Genomic DNA, 17,167 nt, shown 5'->3' on the forward strand with positions numbered 1-17,167 from the left:
CCCCCCCCCCCCCCCCCCCCCCCCCCCCCATCATTTTTTTTTCACTCCAAACCCGCCAAACGCTCTTAGGGAGTGTCTCGTGGGCTCGGAGTTGTGTATAAGAGACAGGCCGGGTGCGCAACCCGCCGCGGCCGCGGCCGACGGGCAGAACAACACGCCGTTCACCGGCACGGCCCCGTTCGGGCCGCCGTCGTTCGTCCCCAAGGGCGGCTCGACCGTCGGTGTGGCCCAGCCGATCATCATCAACTTCCCCGGAACGGTCGAGAACGCCGACGCGGCGATCGGCGCCGTGCACGTCTCGTCGGTTCCGCCGGTACCGGGCAAGTTCTACTGGATGACCCCGACCCAGCTGCGCTGGCGTCCCATCAATTTCTGGCCCGCGCACACCGCGGTGACCGTCGACGCCGGCGGCACCGTGTCCACCTTCCAGACCGGCGACTCGCTGATCGCCACCGCCGACGACGCCACGCACCAGCTGACCATCAGCCGCAACGGCACCGTGGAGAAGACCTTCCCGATGTCGATGGGCATGACATCGGGCAATCACCAGACCCCCAACGGCACCTATTACGTGCAGGACAAGAAGGCCTCGGTGGTGATGGACTCCTCGACCTACGGGGTGCCGGTCAACTCGACCTACGGCTACAAGGTGACGGTGGAGGACGCGGTCCGCTTCGACAACGTCGGCGACTACGTGCACAGCGCGCCGTGGTCGGTGGATGACCAGGGCAAGCGCGACGTCAGCCACGGGTGCATCAACATCAGCCCCGCCAACGCCAAATGGTTCTTCGACAACTTCGGTCCGGGCGACCCGATCGTCGTGAAGAACTCCAGCGGCGGCAACTACAAGAAGAACGACGGCTCCGCCGACTGGATGAACTAACCCGCACCCACCACGCGAAATCGCCTATTTCCACACGGAGATGGGCGATTTCGCGTTTGTGGCCGCGGTTCCGGCGATGGGGCTTCCCCGGATCGCCGACTTATGTATAGCATCTTACATAAGCTAGACCTCTGAGGAGCTGCGATGCGTGGTCCCCGCGAGCGGATGATCGTTTCCGCCGCGCTGTTGATCCGGGAGCGGGGTGCCCGCGCCACCGCCATCTCCGATGTGCTCGAGCACAGCGGCGCCCCCCGCGGATCGGCCTACCACTACTTTCCCGGCGGGCGCACCCAGCTGCTGTGCGAGGCCGTCGACTACGCCGGCGAGTACATCGCCGCCGTCATCACCGGCGCCGAGGACGGCCGGCAACTGCTGGACACGTTGATCGACCAGTACCGTCGCCAGCTCCTCGACAGCGACTTTCGCGCGGGCTGCCCCATCGTGGCCGTCTCGGTTGAAGCGGGCGAGCAGCACGACGCCGAACGCACGGTGATCGAACGCGCCGCAGCGGTCTTCGACCGATGGACGGACCTGATCGCCGCGCGGTTCATCGCCGACGGCATCGCGCCGGAGCGGGCGCGCGAATTGGCGGTGATGGCCACCACCTCGCTCGAGGGTGCGATCGTGCTCGCGCGGGTGCGACGCGACCTGATGCCCCTCGACGTCGTCCACCGCCAGCTGCGCGACCTGCTGGCGGCGTCTGGTCGGCCGCTCGGAAAGGAAACCCACGATGACCGGTGAATGGCAATCCAGCGCGTGCATCCTGTGTGAATGCAACTGCGGCATCGTCGTCCAAGTCGATGATCGCCGGCTGACCCGCATCCGCGGTGACAAGGCGCACCCGGCCTCGCAGGGCTATACCTGCAACAAGGCGCTGCGGCTGGACCACTACCAGAACAGCGGCGCGCGGCTGACCTCCCCGCTGCGCCGCCGCGCCGACGGCAGCTATGAGGAGATCGATTGGGACACGGCGATCGTCGAGATCGCCGAGGGCTTCAAGCACATTCGCGACAGCTATGGCGGCGACAAGATCTTCTACTACGGCGGCGGCGGGCAGGGCAATCACCTGGGCGGGGCCTACAGCGGCGCCTTCTTGAAGGCGTTGGGCTCGCGCTACCGCTCAAATGCGTTGGCGCAGGAGAAAACCGGAGAGGCCTGGATCGACGGGCAACTCTACGGCGGCCACACCAGGGGCGAATTCGAGCACGCCGAGGTCGCGGTGTTCATCGGGAAGAACCCGTGGATGTCGCAGAGCTTTCCGCGCGCCCGGGTGGTGCTCAACGAGATCGCCAAGGATCCGGCCCGCTCGATGATCGTGATCGACCCGGTGGTCACCGACACCGCCAAGATGTCCGACTTCCACCTGCGGGTGCGACCCGGCACCGACGCGTGGTGCCTGGCGGCGCTGGCCGCCATCCTCGTGCAGGAAAACCTGTGCAACGAAGCATTTCTCGGCGAGCACGTGCGCGGCGCGGATGCCGTGCGCGCCGCGCTGCGCGAGGTTCCGGTGGCCGACTACGCCCAGCATTGCGGCGTCGACCGGGAACTGCTGCGGGCGGCGGCGCGGCGCATCGGCACGGCCGCCAGCGTGTCGGTGTTCGAGGACCTCGGCGTGCAGCAGGCACCCAACAGCACACTGTGCTCCTATCTGAACAAGCTGCTGTGGATCCTCACCGGCAACTTCGCGAAAAAGGGTGGCCAGCACCTACATTCATCGTTCGCCCCGCTGTTCGGCCAGTTCTCCGGACGCACACCGGTCACCGGCGCCCCGATCATCTCCGGCCTGGTGCCCAGCAATGTGGTGCCCGAGGAAATCCTGACCGACCACCCGGATCGCTTCCGGGCCATGATCGTGGAAAGCAGCAATCCCGCGCATTCACTGGCCAATTCGGCCGCCTGCCGGGAGGCCTTTCAAGCCCTGGAACTGATGGTGGTCATCGACGTCGCGATGACCGAGACGGCCAGGCTTGCACACTATGTGCTGCCCGCCGCGTCGCAATTCGAGAAGCCGGAAGCCACGTTCTTCAACCTGGAATTCCCGCACAACACCTTCCACTTGCGCCGTCCGCTGATGGAGCCCCTGCCGGGTACCCTGGCCGAGCCGGAAATCTGGGCGCGGCTGGTGCGGGCGCTCGGCGTGCTGGATGACGCGGATCTGCGGCCGCTGCACGAGGCCGCGCGACAGGGCCGCCAGGCCTACACCGAGGCGTTTCTCGGTGCGGCGGCCAATCCGACCGTTGCGCAACTCCTTCCGTACGTGCTTTACGAAACGCTCGGGCCCATCCTGCCCGAAGGGCTCCGCGGTGCGGCCGCGCTGTGGGGACTTGCCCAAAAGACCGCCATGAGTTATCCGGATGCGGTCCGGCGCGCCGGGCACGCCGACGGCAACGCCCTGTTCGACGCGATCCTGAACACCCCGTCGGGGGTGACGTTCACCGTGCACAACTACGAGGACGACTTCACGCTGATCAGCCACCCCGACCACAAGATCGCGCTGGAAATCCCGTCGATGCTCGACGAATTGAAGACGCTGTCCCGGATTCCACCCCGGCTGACCACGCCGGAATTCCCGATCGTGCTGTCGGTGGGGGAGCGGCGCGCCTACACCGCCAACGACATCTTCCGCGACCCCACCTGGCGCAAACGCGACGCCGAGGGCGCGCTGCGGATCAGCGTCGAGGATGCCCAGGCCCTCGGGCTCGGCGCGGGGGACCGGGCGCGCATCAGCACCGCGGCCGGTAGCGCCGAGGCCACCATCGAGATCACCGAGACGATGATGGCCGGGCATGCCGCCCTGCCCAACGGTTTTGGGCTCGATTACGTCGACGACGAGGGACGCACCGTCACCCCCGGCGTCGCGCCGAACGTGCTCACCTCGACCGAGTGGCGCGACCCTTACGCGGGCACGCCGTGGCACAAGCACGTGCCCGCGCGGATCGAGCCCGCCCCGATACCCAGCGGCGTCAGTTCCAGATCTTGACCCGGCTGTCCGGCTCCAGGAACAGCGCACCGGAGTCGGCGTCCTCGAAGGCGTCGTAGAACGCGTCCATGTTGCGCAACACGCCGTTGCAGCGGAACTCCGGCGGCGAGTGCGGATCCACCGCCAGGCGCCGGATCGCCTCCGCGTCACGGGATTTGGTGCGCCACACCTGGGCCCAGCCGTAGAACACGCGCTGCACGCCGGTCAGACCGTCGATCACCGGGGCGGGCTGGCCGTTCAGCGACAACTGGTAGGCCAGCAGCGCGATCGACAAGCCGCCCAGGTCGCCGATGTTCTCCCCGACGGTGAACGCGCCGTTGACGTGGTGGTCACCGCCCAGGCCGCGCGGCGTGTAGCTGTCGTATTGCTCGATGAGAGCCTTTGTGCGCGCGCCGAATTCGGTCCGGTCGGCGTCGGTCCACCAGTCGATGAGGTTGCCGTCGCCGTCGTATTTCGCGCCCTGGTCGTCGAAGCCGTGGCCGATCTCGTGCCCGATCACCGCGCCGATGCCACCGTAGTTGGCCGCGTCGTCGGCCTCGGCGTCGAAGAACGGCGGCTGCAGAATCGCTGCCGGGAAGACGATTTCGTTCATTCCCGGGTTGTAGTAGGCGTTGACGGTCTGCGGCGTCATGAACCACTCGTCTTTGTCCACCGGCCCGCCGAGCTTGGCCAGCTCACGGTCGTGGTTGACCGCGTAGCCGCGCTGGTAGTTGCCGTACAGGTCGCCGCGGTCGATCACCAGCGACGAGTAGTCACGCCACTTGGAGGGGTAGCCGACCTTGGCGGTGAACTTCTCCAGCTTGGTCAGCGCCCGCTCCCGGGTCTGCGGTGTCATCCAGTCCAGATCGCTGATGCTCATCCGGTACGCCGCCCGCAGGTTGGCGACCAGCTCGTCGATGCGGGCCTTCGCCCCGGGCGGGAAATGCCGCTGCACATAGAGCTTTCCGACGGCGTCGCCCATCAGGTTCTCCACCAGCGACACCGCGCGCTTCCACCGGTCCCGGATCTGCTCGGTGCCGGTCAGCCGCCGGCCGTAGAAGTCGAAGTCCGCGGACACCAGCTCGTCGGTCAGCCAGGCGGCCCGCGCGCGGATCAGCCGCCACCGCGCCCAGCTCTTCCACACCTCCAGGTCCTCGCTGCGCCACAGCTCGGCGAAGGTGCGTAGGTAATCCGGTTGGCGCACAATCACTTCCGCGAGGGCATCGGGGTTCGCGCCGAGCGCGCCGGCCCAGCCGGCCCAGTCGAAGCCCACCGACTCGTCGCGAAGCTCCGCGAAGGTGCGCAGGTTGTAGGTGAGGTCGGCGTCGCGGCGCTTGACCACGTCCCAGTGCGCCTCGGCCAGCCTGGTCTCCAGCGCGACGATGCGGTCGGCGGTCTGGACGTGGTCGGCCGGGTCCCCGCCGAACACCAGGGCGAACATCCGCGCGATGTGCGCGGGGTAGGCCTCCAGCACCTCGGCGTGCCGCTCCTCGCGGTAGTAGGACTCGTCGGGCAGCCCGAGGCCGGACTGGGTGAAGTGCACCAGGTAGCGGGCCGAGTTCTTGGCGTCGGTGTCCACGTACACCCCGACGCCCCCACCCGCGCCGGTGCGCTGCAGCGCGCCGATGGCCCGGGCCAGCGCGTCGGCGTCGGCGGCCTCGTCGATCACCGCCATCTCGTCCAGCAGCGGCCGCACGCCGCGGCTCTGCACGGTGTCCTCGTCGAGGAAGCTGGCGTACAGGTCGCCGATGCGCTGCGCGTCGTCGTCCGCGGCGGCCGAACCCTGCTGGCTGGCCTCCACGATCAGGTCGCGCACCTGTTCCTCGGCGCGGTCGTACAGCTGGCGGAAGGCGCCGTCGGTCGCCCGGTCCGCCGGTATCTCGTATTCGGCCAGCCAGCGGCCGTTGACGTGACCGAACAGGTCGTCTTGGGGGCGGATACTGTCGTCGACAAAGCTCAGGTCGATGCCCGAGCGGATGGCCGTATTCGTCACCCCGCCATCCTTCCATCTTTCCCGGGTGCGACGATCGGGCCATGTCCGAGGGCGAGCGAACCGAGCCATCTGCCGAAGAAGATTGCGTTGACGTCGCCCCCGACGACGACGCGAACGATGACGCGAGCGACGTCGGCGAAGACGAATCCGAAAGCGCCGAAGTCTTTTCCCATTACGGCATCGCGTCGGCGGTGCTCGGTGTGTTGTCGGTGGCCGCGGTGGTGCTCGGCTTCATCATCTGGTCCGACCACCGCGACCAGGTCGCCGAGCGCGGCTACCTGAGCCGGGCCATGCAGACCGCCGCGGACTGGGCGAACGTGTTGATCAACATGAACAGTGGCAACGTCGACGCCAGCCTGCAGCGGCTGCACGACGGCACGGTCGGCGAGCTCAACACCGACTTCGACGCCGCCGTGCAGCCCTACAAGGCGGTCGTGGAGAAGCTGCAGTCCAAGAGCGCCGGGCGGATCGAGGCGGTGGCGGTCGAAACCGTGCACCACGACCTGGACACCCAGCCGGCGGGCACGAGGCCTCCAAGAGACATAGTCACCACCAAGCTGCCGCCGTTCGCGAGCCGAACCGACTCGGTGATGGTGATCGCCACGTCGGTCAGCGAAAACGTCGGGGCCAAGCCGCAAACCGTGCACTGGAACCTGCGGCTGGACGTCTCTGACGTGGACGGCAAGCAGATGATCTCCGGATTGGCGTCGATCCGATGAGGAACGTCTGGCGGCTGTTCGCCTTCGACATCCTGGCCCCGCTGGCCGCGATCGCGGCCCTGCTGGCCATCGGGCTGGTGCTCGGCTGGCCGCTGTGGTGGGTCTCGGCGTGCTCGGTGTTGATCCTGCTGATCGTCGAGGGCGTGGCGATCAATTTCTGGCTGCTACGCCGCGATTCGGTCAGCCTCGGCACCGACGACGACGCCCCGGGGTTGCGGTTGGCGGTGGTGCTGCTGTGCACGACGGCGCTGGCCGCGGCCGTGGCGACCGGCTACACGCACTGGACAAGGGCGGACAACGACTTCACCAACGACTCGCGCCAGGTCGTCCAGATCGCCACCGGCATGGCGGAGGCGATGGCGTCGTTCAGCCCCACCGCCCCGGCCGGCTCCATCGACCGTGCCACGGCGATGATCGTCCCGGAGCACGCGGCCGCGTTCAAGGAGCAGTACAGCAAGTCCAGCGCGGATCTGGCCCAGCACAACGTCACGGCGCAGGCCACCACGGTATCGGCCGGAGTCGAGGCCCTCGGGCCGACGGCGGCCAGCGTGGCGGTGATTCTGCGGGTCACCCAGAACACCCCGGGCCAGCCGCCCAGTCAGGCGGCGCCGGCACTGCGGGTGACACTGACCAAACGGGGCAGCGACTGGTTGGTCGCCGACGTGCTGCCGGTCAGGTAGCTGGGGTCAGTTGGCTTCGGCGGACCGGGCGGACTTCACCTTGACGAACCGGTCCGACAGCCGCCGGATCCGGATCATCAGCGCGGCCGTCGGGCTGGTGCTGCCGTCGAGGTAACCGTCCAGCTCCTCGGCCGTGACGCCGATGCGCGACGCGAATTCCTGCGGGGCCAGGCCCGACCGGTCGATCAGGAGCCGCACGTGGCGCGCCACCTCGGCGCGCTCGTTGGCCTCCAGGTGGGTACGGGCCCGCTCGAGCACCTCCCACAGCGCCTTGGCGATGCCGTAGGGCCGGGTGCCTTCGAGAACCTCCTCGACCTGACGGGCGGTCCGCCCGTACGGGTCGCGCTTGAGTGCGCCGGCGATGCGCTTCCAGGTCGCGATGTCGCCGCCCTGCAGGGCGGACCGAATGGCCGCGGTCGGCCAGAACTCCACCGGCTGGTCGGGATCCTGGAAGGACCCGGATGGTCCTCCCGAGGGTCCATTGCCGCGGGGACGCTGCTCGGGGCCCGGCCGGTGGGGCGGCGGTGCGGGGCGTCGGTCGGGTGCCAACGTCACCTCGCCTCCTCCAGCATCGCTACCGCCACGGACAGGCAGCGTTGCCTGACTCCCTCCCAGTCCGCGTTGGCGTCGGCGTCCGATCCCTGGTCTTCCGGGTAATCGCAGGGGTCGGGATCTGCGAGTCGACGGACCAACTGGGTGGCAATCCACTGCTGCCTGGATGATTTACAACAGTAATACCTGTCCATTCCGGCCAGCACCACCGCGGCGGTCTCGGGCTCCAACGAATCGACCATGTCTGCAAAATCGGCATAATCGCGCCGACTGTTACGGCACATGATCAGGTAGCCCTTGAGCCGCAGGGTCTCGGCGCCGGTCGGCACCCGCAGCCGGTCGCCGGTGGGCAGCTGCACGTTGGTGGTCTCCACCGGGCTGCGCCGCTCGTATCTCGGCCCGCCGCCCGCCGTCGTGGTGTCGGTCTCCAGCGCGTCGATCGCGACCGACAGGCGGCCACGCCACAGCGTCACCGGGTGCACGGGCCGGTCCGTCCCGGCGATGGCCTTGGCGATGCCGTTGCGCGAGGTCAGGCCGCCGACCAGCTTCTTGGCCGCCAGGGAGCCGTTGGTGTGGCCGTTGGTGCCGGGCTTCCTGGCGGCGGCACCCACGCCGACGCTGACCTTCTCCTCGCCGAGGGCGACCTGGTGCGGGATCTGCGCGGGCCCCAGACCCCGGGTCTGCTCCTCGTCCGGGCCCGGCGACGCCTGCGCGTTGCGGCCACAGCCGGTGAAGGCGAGCGGATCGGTGACGGAGATGGCGTCGGGCGCGAGGTGCTGGAGCTTCGCGGCGGACTTGAGCACCATCCGCAGGTCGGCGCTGGGCGCCACCAGCGCCGAGATGTCGTCGGGGATGACGACCACGTCGCCGAGGTCGACCTCGGGCAGTGGCCGGTCGAAGTCGACCGACGGCAGCACCCGGGACAGCCACGCCGGCAGCCACCAGTTCCACTGGGCGAACATCGCCATCAACGCCGGCACCATCACCAGCCGCACCACGGTGGCGTCCACCGCGATCGCGACCGCGCACGCCACGCCGATCTCGGCCACCAGCGGCATGCCGGCGAACGCGAAGCCGACGAACACGGCGATCATGATCAGCGCGGCGCTGGTGATGGTGCGGGCGCTGGTGCTGACGCCGTAAGCCACCGCGTCGCGGGTGTTACCAGAATGCAGGAAGCGCTCCCGGATGCGGGTGAGCAGGAAGATCTCGTAGTCCATCGACAACCCGAAGGTCATCGCGAGCACCAGCGGCGGCACGGTGCTGTCGATCGAGCTGATCTGGGCGAAGCCGAGATCCTTCAGCCACCCCCACTGGAACACCATGACCAGGCTGCCGTAGGCGGCGGCGACCGACAGCAACGTCATCAGGACGCCCTTGAGCGCCAGGAAGACAGAGTGGACCGAAACCAGCAGCATCACGAACGCGATTGCCGCGACGATGGCCAGCACCAGCGGCTCAGTCGCCGACACCTGGTCGTCGAAGTCTTTGATCAGCGCGGTCGGGCCGCCCACGTCGACGCGCGCCGTGCCCGCCTCCGGAACCTTGGGCAGCTGCGCGCGCATCCAGCCGACCGTCTCGCGGGCCTTCATGTCCTCGGGGTCCACCGACAGCACCGCGGACAGCAGTGCGCTGCCGTTGTCCTCGGCGAACTGCGGCGGCGACACCGAGACGATGTTGGGCGCCTGCGACATCCGCTGGCGGATCGCGCCGACGGTGTGGCTGTGTTCGGGGGAGGCCGCGCCGCCGTCGGGGAAGTTGATCAGCACCCGGATGGGGCCCAGCGCGCCGGGGCCGAGGGCCTGCGCCGCGGCGCCCACCCCGGCGCGGATTTCGTGCGACGAGTCGAACTGGCGCAGCAGGCTGTTGCCCAGCACCATCGACGCCGCCGGCGCCGCCATCACAAGAAGCACCAGCGATGCCGCCAGCGCGGACACCCACGGCCGGCGCATCACCCAGCCGATCCAGCGGTTCCAGAACCGGGACTGCGTGCTCTCGGGCCGCCGCGACCAGTGCAGGAAGCCCGACCGCTTGGCGGCCGCACGCCCGAACGTCGCCAACGCCGCCGGCGTCAGGGTCGTCGAGGTCAGCATGGCCACCGCGACGGCCAGGATGGCGCCGGTGGCCATCGACTTCAGCGCCGGGGTGTTGATCACGTAGATCCCGGTGAGGGAGGCGATCACCGTCATGCCGGATAGCACCACGGCCAGCCCGGAGGTGGCCATCGCGGCGTCGACGGCTTCGCGGGGCTGGCGCCCGGTGCGCAGCTCCTCGCGGAACCGCATCAGGATGAACAGGGAATAGTCGACGGCCAGCGCGATCCCGAACATGGACACCGTCGAGGTCACGAACACCGACATGGTGGTGTAGGCGGACAGCAGATAGACCAGGCCCATGGTGACCACGACCGTGCAGATGCCCAGGGCCAGCGGGATGGCGGCGGCGGCCAGCGAGCCGAACACCGCGAGCAGCACGATCAGGATGACCGGCAGGTTCCACTTCTCGGCGGCGGCGATGTCGTGCTTGGTGTTGGCCGCGGCGGCGGCGGACAGCGCGCCCTGCCCGATGACGTAGAGCCGCACGCGGCCGTCCGCGGTCTGGCCGGGCTGGTCGCCCTTGATGCCGACCTTGGTGCGCAGCTGCTTGGCGACGTCGCTGGTGTTGCGGGAATCCAGCCGCACCGACAGCACGTAGGGCCGGTCGGGCTGCGGGGGCCGCTGGGTGGGGTTGGGTATCTCGGTGGTGCCAGGGATGCCGGCGGCGATCTGCCGCAGCTGCGCGACGGCGTCGTTCATGTCCTGATAGCTGGCGTCGGGCCGGGGGGCCGCCACCAGCGCCAGCGACGATCCACCCTGGTCGTGATAGAGATCCTCGAGCTGGTCGTGCACCGCCAGCGACTGCGATCCGGCCACGTCGAACCCACCGCCGGTCAGGTTGCCCGACTGCGTCAGCGCCAGGTAGACCGCCGGAACCAATGCCAGCAACCAGCCCGTGAAGACCAACCAGCGGTACCTACGCAGGCTGCGGCTGAGGCGCATCATTAACTGCTGGATTTTGTCGCTCCCCGGTTCTCGCTAACGCGTGTTGGCGACGATACCGCAGCAGGCTGTGGATTATGTGGGCTTATCTAGTTCCTGAGCTGCGGCGACGGCGTTGTTGCCAAGACGCTGCGAAGACGTTGTGAACCGTTGACCAAGCGGGATTTCGGTCACATATCCCGTCCCGGCGTTCGTTCGGACTGGCAGGGGTGATATCGGCGGTGGCAGGATGTCGGATGGCCCGCGAGGCCTCCGGGGGATTTCGGGGGGACGCCTTCATCGCGTCGGGCCGTCTCATTGCAGTCGTTTGCGAGGCGCCGAGTCGGCGGTCGTCGCAAACTCCTAAGGAGTTGTCCATGACGAGAGCCACCGCTGGACGGGGTCGCAAAATCTTCGTCGGGCTGATCGCCGCCACGGTGCCCGGGGCGGCCGTCGCGGTGCTCGCCGGGGCGCCCGCGACCGGGGCCAACGACCCGTGCGCGGCCAGCGAGGTCGCCCGGACGATCGGCTCGGTCTCCAAGTCGATGGGCGACTACCTGGATTCGCACCCGGAGACCAACCAGACGATGACCTCGATGCTGCAGCAGCAGGCGGGGCCGCAGTCGGTGAACGGCCTGAAGTCCTATTTCGATGCCAACCCCAAGGTCGCCGGTGACATGACGTCGATCGCCCAGCCGCTGACCAACCTGTCGCTGCAGTGCAAGTTGCCGATCTCCATCCCGCAGGCGATGGGCCTGATGCAGCAGGCGCAGGGCGCGGCCGGTGGGCTGCCCGCGCTGCCCGGTAACCCCGCCGCCGCGTCGCCGCTGGCCGGGACGACCGGTGGTGCCCCGGCCGCCGCGCCGCAGCCGGCGCCGCCCGCGGCGACCAACCCGCTGCCGGGCCCGTCGCGCGGCAACACCGTCGGCTAGAGCTCGGGTTCCGGATTCCGGTCCGGCGGCAACGGCCCCTGCAGCGCGGTCTCGGTCGGGTCGGCCGCGGAGTCGCCCTGCAGCGGCACGATTGGGAGCGGACCCGTGATCGGATCCTCGTCGGAGTCGGCGATGTTCTCGGTGCGGAACACGAAGAAGAACACCACCCAGCCGATCGCGGAGATGAGCAACCAGCTGATCAGCCGGTAGATCAGCATCGCCGAAATCGCGTTGGGCAGCGACATCCCGCTGGACACCAGGCCCGGCACCAGCACCGCCTCGACGATCAACAGGCCGCCGGGCATCAACGGGATCGTGCCGACCGCGCGGGCGGCCGCATACGCCACCGTCAACCCGGCCACCGAGGCGTGATCCCCGGCGGCGTAGGCGGCGAAGCCCAGGCAGGCAACGTCGGCGATCCAGTTGAACATCGACCAGCCGAACGCCACCCCCAGGTCGCGACGGCCCAGGCTCACCGATTCCAGCTGCATCAACGTCTCGCGCCACTTGTCCAGGCCGGTGTCGGCCGGCCTGCCGCGCACCGAATTGACCCACGCCAGCACCCGGCAGCCGATCCCGTCGATCAGCTCCGGCCGTGACGCGACGGCCTGGGCCAGCAGCAGCAGCGCGACGAACCCGCCGAGGGTGAACAGCAGCGAGAACGGGTTGTTCTTGGCGCCCAGCAGGAAGGCGCCGCCCAGGCCGAGCAAAGCCAATCCCACCGCCTGCAGCACACCCGACATCACCAGCTGCCACGAGGCCACGACGGCGGATGCGCCCCACAGCCGCTGCTGCCGGAACAGGAAGGTCGCCGACAGCACGGGCCCGCCGGGCAGCGTGGTGCTCAGCGAATTGGCGGCGTAGAACGCGGCCTCGGAGCGCAACTGCTTGACGTGCACGCCGGCCGACTTGAGTAACGTGCGCTGGATCTGGGCAAAGCTGTGCATCGACGCGGCCGCCGCCGCCACCGATGCGAGCAACCACCACCAATTCGCCTCGTACAGGCTCATCCAGGCTTTGGCCAGCTGATCCCAGCCCAGCGAAACCTCGACGGCAAGCACGATGGCTACCGCGGCGAGGATCACCCAGCGCACCCACCAGTACTTCCCGCGCGGGGTTTCCTCGCGCGGGAAGTCGAGATTGCGGGCGGGTGCGTCGTGCGGCACGTGATTTAGGGTAACGGTGCAGGTGGCGCGGCGATCGCTGCGCACCGCCCACCGTGTCTCGGAAGTTCCGGGGTCGTGATCGGATCGTGCCGACGGCGACGGCTCCGGCCGACGCATCACAGCCGTCGAGCGGGCGTAGAGAGACGTTTGACGGCGCGCCGCGGCGGATAGGCTGGCCAAATGTCAGCAAACGCCGACGACGCGTCGGTCGAACCCCTCGTCCGCAAGACCGCCGCCTGGGCCTGGCGCCTGCTGGTCATCCTGGTCGCCGTGCTTGCCCTGTTGTGGGTGGTGAAGAAACTCGAAGTCATCGTCGTCCCCGTGCTGGTGGCGCTGCTGCTGAGCGCGTTGCTGGTGCCGGTGGTCGACTGGCTGGACAAGCGTGGCCTGCCCCGCGGCGGTGCGGTGGCGCTGGTGCTGTTGGGTGGCTTCGCGATCCTGGGCGGCATCCTGGCGTTCGTCATCCTGCAGTTCATCGACGGCCTGCCCGGGCTGACCGAGCAGGTGACGCAGAGCATCGAGTCGACGCGGCGCTGGCTCATCCACGGGCCGGCGCACCTGCGCAACGAACAGATCGACAGCGCGGGCAACGCCGCCATCGAGGCGCTGCACAACAATCAGGCGAAGCTGACCAGCGGCGCGCTGTCCACCGCGGCCACCGTCACGGAGCTGGTCACCGCGGCGGTGCTGGTGCTGTTCACGCTGATCTTCTTTCTCTACGGCGGGCGCAACATCTGGCAGTACGTCGTGCAGATCATCCCGTCCGACGTGCGCGGCCGGGTGCACGAAGCCGGCAACGCCGGCTATGGGTCGCTGATCGGATACGTGCGGGCCACCTTCCTGGTGGCCCTGACCGACGCGGCCGGGGTCGGCACCGGTTTGGCCATCATGGGCGTCCCGCTCGCGCTGCCGCTGTCATCGCTGGTGTTCCTGGGCGCGTTCATCCCGCTGGTCGGTGCGCTGATCTCGGGCCTGGTGGCCGTGGTGGTCGCGCTGCTGGCCAAGGGGGTCGTGTATGCGTTGATCACGCTGGGCCTGCTGATCGCGGTCAACCAGATCGAGGCCCATCTGCTGCAACCGCTGGTGATGGGACGCGCGGTCTCCATTCACCCGCTCGGGGTGGTGCTCGCCATCTCTACCGGCGGCGTGCTCGCCGGGATCGTCGGCGCCCTGCTGGCCGTTCCCACGGTGGCGTTCCTCAACAACGCGATCCAGGTGCTGTTGGCGCCCGATCCGTCCGCCGAAGCCGAGAAACAGACCGAGGAGGCGGACGATAAGAACGCGATCCTGCAGGCCGAGCCCGACAGGCCCGAGGACGAACCCGGCTGAGGCTCAAGCCTTTTCGCGGCTCAAGGGCTTTAAGCGCCGCCCGGGCGCCTGATTACAGCCGTCCCTCGCGGCGCAGCAGATCCTGGGCGGACAGGCCGCCGCCGGAGCGCCGGCGTTGCCGCGCCGGGTCGCCGTTGTCACCCTGACCCCGCGCGTTCGCCTGGTCGCCGGCCGCGTTGGGGTCGTTGCCTTCCGCGCGCAGCTTGGGCAGGGCGGTGGTGGGTTCGGCGGCGTCGCCGTTGTCGTCAGGTCGGTTGCCGGGAACCGGGATGGCCCGCGTCTGATCGCCGGACGGCGGTGCCGCCGGGCCCGGCGCCGGGGCCCGCTGCGCGGAATTGGCCGGACGCGGGTCGGCCGGCCGGTCACGGCCGGGCGCTCCTTGGGCGGAGAAGCGCGTGGTCTTGGCTTCGGTCGGCTGGCTCGGCCGGGCCGGGATGCGCGTGGTGCTCGCGGCCGGTTCCTGCGCGGGCCGCGGGTCCGTGGGGCCGGGCCGCGCCGGGCGCGACGGTTCCAGCGCTCCGGGATGGGTCGGGTCGTGCGGGGGCCGCGGTGCCGCGGCGACCAGGCTGGCCGCCACCGGCGGCCGCGCGGGCCGGCCGTTGAGCGTGGGCCGCTTGCGCTCGTCGGGCAGGTCGATCTCGCCGAGGCCGATCTTGTTCTGCAGGCGGCGGGCCCAGCGCGGCGCCCACCAGCAGTCGTCGCCGAGCAGTTTCATCACCGACGGCACCAGGAACATCCGGACGACGGTGGCATCCAGCAGCAGCGCCGCCATCAGACCGAAGGCCAGATACTTCATCAGCACCAGGTCGGAGAACACGAACGAACCGGCGACCACCGCCAGCACCAGCGCGGCGGCCGTGATCAGGCGCCCGGTGGTCGCCGTCCCGATCCGGATGGCCTCGGCCGTCGACATGCCGCGTTCGCGCGCCTCGACCATGCGCGAGACCAGGAACACCTCGTAGTCGGTGGCCAGACCGAAGCCGACGGCGACGACCAGCGCGATGAGCACCACCATCAGCGGGGTCGGGGTGAAGTTCAAGATGCCCGACAGGTGCCCGTCGACAAAGATCCAGGTCAGGATGCCCAAAGTGGAGCCCAGCGTGAGCGCGCTCATCAGCACCGCCTTGACCGGCAGCACCACCGACCCGAAGGCCAGGAACATCAGCAGCAGGGTGGCGCTGAGCAACAGCACCAGCATCAACGGGCCCTTCTCGGCCAGGCTGTGAATGCTGTCCTGCTCCAGCGCCGGTGTGCCGCCGACATAGAGGTTCAGCCCCTTCGGCGGATTCACCGACCGCAGTTCGGCGAGCTTCTTCGCCGCATCGCTCTTGTTGACCAGGCCGTTCTGGATCACCCGGACCGAGCCGTCCTTGGGCACCGTCGTCCCGTTCGGGCCGGCGACGCAGGGGTTACCGGCGATGGTCGGGCAGGCCCGCTCCTCCCAGGTCTTGTCGGTGAAGCCGCCGATCGAGGAGATCCTGTTGCGGATGTCGGCCACCTGCTGGTCGGTCACCTTGCTGCCGTTGGTGCTCTGGATCACCATCGTCAGCTGCTCGGTCCGATAGCCGGGGAATTGCTTGTCGAAGTGTTCCTGCGCCAGGCGCACCGGATTGTCCGGGGGGAGGTACTTCTCGCTCATGCCGCCGAACGACAGGTTGCCCAGCGGGATGACCAGCAGGATCATGCCGACGGCGATCGGGATGGCGAAGGCCAGCGGCTTCTTCATCACCCAGTTGACGAGCTTGCCCCAGAATCCGGCCTCGACCTCTTCGCGGGTCTTCGTCTTCTGCAGCCGGTCGGCCAGCCAGTTCAGGTAGGCGCGCGAATACTTCCAGTTCCGCAGGAACGGCACCCGGAACGCGGTCCGCACGCCCAGCGCGTCGACGTGGCGGCCGAGGATGGCCAGGCACGCCGGCAGGAACGTGATCGACAGCAACGCCGCAAGCCCCACGGCGGCGAAGATCGCGTAGGTGAGCGAATGCACGAAGCCCTGCGGCAGCACCAGCAGGCTGGCGCTGGACGCGATGATCAGCACCGCGGAGAAGGTCACGGTGCGCCCGGCCGTCATCACGGTTCTTCGCACCGCGGCCTCGGTGTCGTAGCCCTCGGCTATCTCCTCCCGGAACCGGCTCACCACGAAAAGCCCATAGTCGATCGCGATACCCAGGCCGATCAGCGAGACGACCGGCTGGGCGAAGAAGTGCACCGGCCCGAACAGGGCGACCAGGCGCAGGATGCCCAGCGAGCCGGCGATACTCAGGCCACCCACGATGGCCGGCAGGCCGGCGGCGACCGCGCCGCCGAACACCAAAAACAGCACGACCGTCACCAACGGCAGCGCCAGGACCTCCATGCGGCGCTGGTCGGTGGCGATGGTGCCGGTCAGCGCTTCGGCGATCGGCTCGAGGCCGGCCAGTTGCACGGTGCCGCCGTCGAGCTTCTGCAGGTCCGGCTGGATGGTCTTGTAGTTGTTGAGGATGCTGTCGTCGTCGTTGCCCTTCAGCGGGATCGACACGAAGGTGTGCTTCTTGTCCTCGCTGACCATCCCCTTGATGACGGGGTTGGTGCTGTCCGGCGCAGCCAGCCAGCCGGCCCAGCCGACGACCTGGTCGGAGTGGTCGGTCTTGAACTTGTTGAGCTCGCCGATGATCTTGTTCCGCCACGCCGCATCATCGACGGTTTTTCCGTCGGGGGCGGTGAAGGTGGCCACCACGTGGCTGGTGCGGTCGCGGCCGTAGGTCTGGTCGCCCAGCACCGAGGCCTTAACGGATTGGCTGCCGTCGTCGTAGAAGCCGCTCTGTGTAACATGCTTGCCCAGGCTGATTCCGAAGACGCCACCCAGCAGACACAGAGCTACCGTGACCCCGATCACGATGTACCGGTATCGGTACACAGTTCGACCCCACCAGGCGAACACGCAAGCTCCTTACTGGATCG

General features: G+C 68.7%; 12 protein-coding genes. 7 read left to right on the forward strand and 5 right to left on the reverse strand.

From position 1 onward, the window contains the following. The 3 genes from ACYQ8K_RS20930 to ACYQ8K_RS20940 all read left to right on the forward strand — a co-directional run. Positions 1-883, forward strand: an 883-nt coding sequence (locus ACYQ8K_RS20930) for a L,D-transpeptidase (RefSeq protein WP_459971997.1), incomplete at its 5' end; no start/stop codon positions are given. A gap of 144 nt (positions 884-1,027) precedes the next feature. Next, positions 1,028-1,624: a TetR/AcrR family transcriptional regulator gene (locus tag ACYQ8K_RS20935; protein WP_459971999.1), complete on the forward strand. Its 597-nt coding sequence runs from the start codon at positions 1,028-1,030 to the stop codon at positions 1,622-1,624. Next, entirely contained in the window at positions 1,614-3,863 is a 2,250-nt protein-coding gene (locus tag ACYQ8K_RS20940; protein ID WP_459972001.1) for a molybdopterin-dependent oxidoreductase, read from the forward strand. The genes ACYQ8K_RS20935 and ACYQ8K_RS20940 overlap by 11 nt, the downstream gene beginning before the upstream one ends. Here ACYQ8K_RS20940 and ACYQ8K_RS20945 read toward each other — a convergent pair. Beyond that, on the reverse strand, positions 3,847-5,835 hold the full coding sequence (locus ACYQ8K_RS20945; RefSeq protein WP_459972003.1) for a M13 family metallopeptidase: 1,989 nt from the start codon (positions 5,833-5,835) through the stop codon (positions 3,847-3,849). The two genes, ACYQ8K_RS20940 and ACYQ8K_RS20945, sit on opposite strands and share 17 nt — an antisense overlap. A 41-nt stretch (positions 5,836-5,876) precedes the next feature. Here ACYQ8K_RS20945 and ACYQ8K_RS20950 point away from each other — a divergent pair, with 41 nt between their 5' ends. Together ACYQ8K_RS20950 and ACYQ8K_RS20955 are read left to right on the forward strand one after the other, a co-directional pair. After that, entirely contained in the window at positions 5,877-6,554 is a 678-nt protein-coding gene (locus ACYQ8K_RS20950) for a hypothetical protein (protein WP_459972005.1), read from the forward strand. Further along, complete coding sequence (locus tag ACYQ8K_RS20955) at positions 6,551-7,234, forward strand: hypothetical protein (protein WP_459972006.1); 684 nt, start codon at positions 6,551-6,553, stop codon at positions 7,232-7,234. The genes ACYQ8K_RS20950 and ACYQ8K_RS20955 overlap by 4 nt, the downstream gene beginning before the upstream one ends. 6 nt (positions 7,235-7,240) lie before the next feature. On the opposite strand, the gene ACYQ8K_RS20960 is transcribed toward ACYQ8K_RS20955, so the two are convergent. Further along, positions 7,241-7,789: a hypothetical protein gene (locus ACYQ8K_RS20960; RefSeq protein ID WP_064950841.1), complete on the reverse strand. Its 549-nt coding sequence runs from the start codon at positions 7,787-7,789 to the stop codon at positions 7,241-7,243. Then, entirely contained in the window at positions 7,786-10,827 is a 3,042-nt protein-coding gene (locus ACYQ8K_RS20965) for an MMPL family transporter (protein WP_459972008.1), read from the reverse strand. The genes ACYQ8K_RS20960 and ACYQ8K_RS20965 overlap by 4 nt, the downstream gene beginning before the upstream one ends. 353 nt (positions 10,828-11,180) lie before the next feature. Here ACYQ8K_RS20965 and ACYQ8K_RS20970 point away from each other — a divergent pair, with 353 nt between their 5' ends. Then, positions 11,181-11,735 carry a hemophore gene (locus tag ACYQ8K_RS20970; protein ID WP_459972010.1) on the forward strand — a complete coding sequence of 185 codons (555 nt, stop codon included), beginning with the start codon at positions 11,181-11,183 and terminating at the stop codon, positions 11,733-11,735. On the opposite strand, the gene ACYQ8K_RS20975 is transcribed toward ACYQ8K_RS20970, so the two are convergent. After that, entirely contained in the window at positions 11,732-12,901 is a 1,170-nt protein-coding gene (locus ACYQ8K_RS20975) for a lysylphosphatidylglycerol synthase transmembrane domain-containing protein (RefSeq protein ID WP_459972012.1), read from the reverse strand. The genes ACYQ8K_RS20970 and ACYQ8K_RS20975 overlap by 4 nt on opposite strands. Before the next feature lie 180 nt (positions 12,902-13,081). On the opposite strand from ACYQ8K_RS20975, the gene ACYQ8K_RS20980 reads away from it, so the two are divergent. After that, positions 13,082-14,230, forward strand: a complete 1,149-nt coding sequence (locus ACYQ8K_RS20980; protein WP_459972014.1) for an AI-2E family transporter — start codon at positions 13,082-13,084, stop codon at positions 14,228-14,230. Between the two features lie 52 nt (positions 14,231-14,282). On the opposite strand, the gene mmpL3 is transcribed toward ACYQ8K_RS20980, so the two are convergent. Further along, positions 14,283-17,147 (reverse strand): trehalose monomycolate exporter MmpL3, encoded by a 2,865-nt coding sequence (mmpL3, locus tag ACYQ8K_RS20985; protein WP_459972015.1) that lies wholly within the window; start codon positions 17,145-17,147, stop codon positions 14,283-14,285. Positions 17,148-17,167 lie beyond the last annotated feature (20 nt).

The organism is Mycobacterium sp. MUNTM1, from assembly GCF_054660795.1.

Excerpts from the sequence above, each read along its gene's own strand:
- ACYQ8K_RS20935 (WP_459971999.1), top strand. The coding sequence starts at position 1,028 with ATGCGTGGTCCCCGCGAGCGGATGATCGTTTCCGCCGCGCTGTTGATC.
- ACYQ8K_RS20940 (WP_459972001.1), top strand. The coding sequence starts at position 1,614 with ATGACCGGTGAATGGCAATCCAGCGCGTGCATCCTGTGTGAATGCAAC.
- ACYQ8K_RS20950 (WP_459972005.1), top strand. The coding sequence starts at position 5,877 with ATGTCCGAGGGCGAGCGAACCGAGCCATCTGCCGAAGAAGATTGCGTT.
- ACYQ8K_RS20955 (WP_459972006.1), top strand. The coding sequence starts at position 6,551 with ATGAGGAACGTCTGGCGGCTGTTCGCCTTCGACATCCTGGCCCCGCTG.
- ACYQ8K_RS20965 (WP_459972008.1), bottom strand. The coding sequence starts at position 10,827 with ATGATGCGCCTCAGCCGCAGCCTGCGTAGGTACCGCTGGTTGGTCTTC.
- ACYQ8K_RS20970 (WP_459972010.1), top strand. The coding sequence starts at position 11,181 with ATGACGAGAGCCACCGCTGGACGGGGTCGCAAAATCTTCGTCGGGCTG.
- ACYQ8K_RS20980 (WP_459972014.1), top strand. The coding sequence starts at position 13,082 with ATGTCAGCAAACGCCGACGACGCGTCGGTCGAACCCCTCGTCCGCAAG.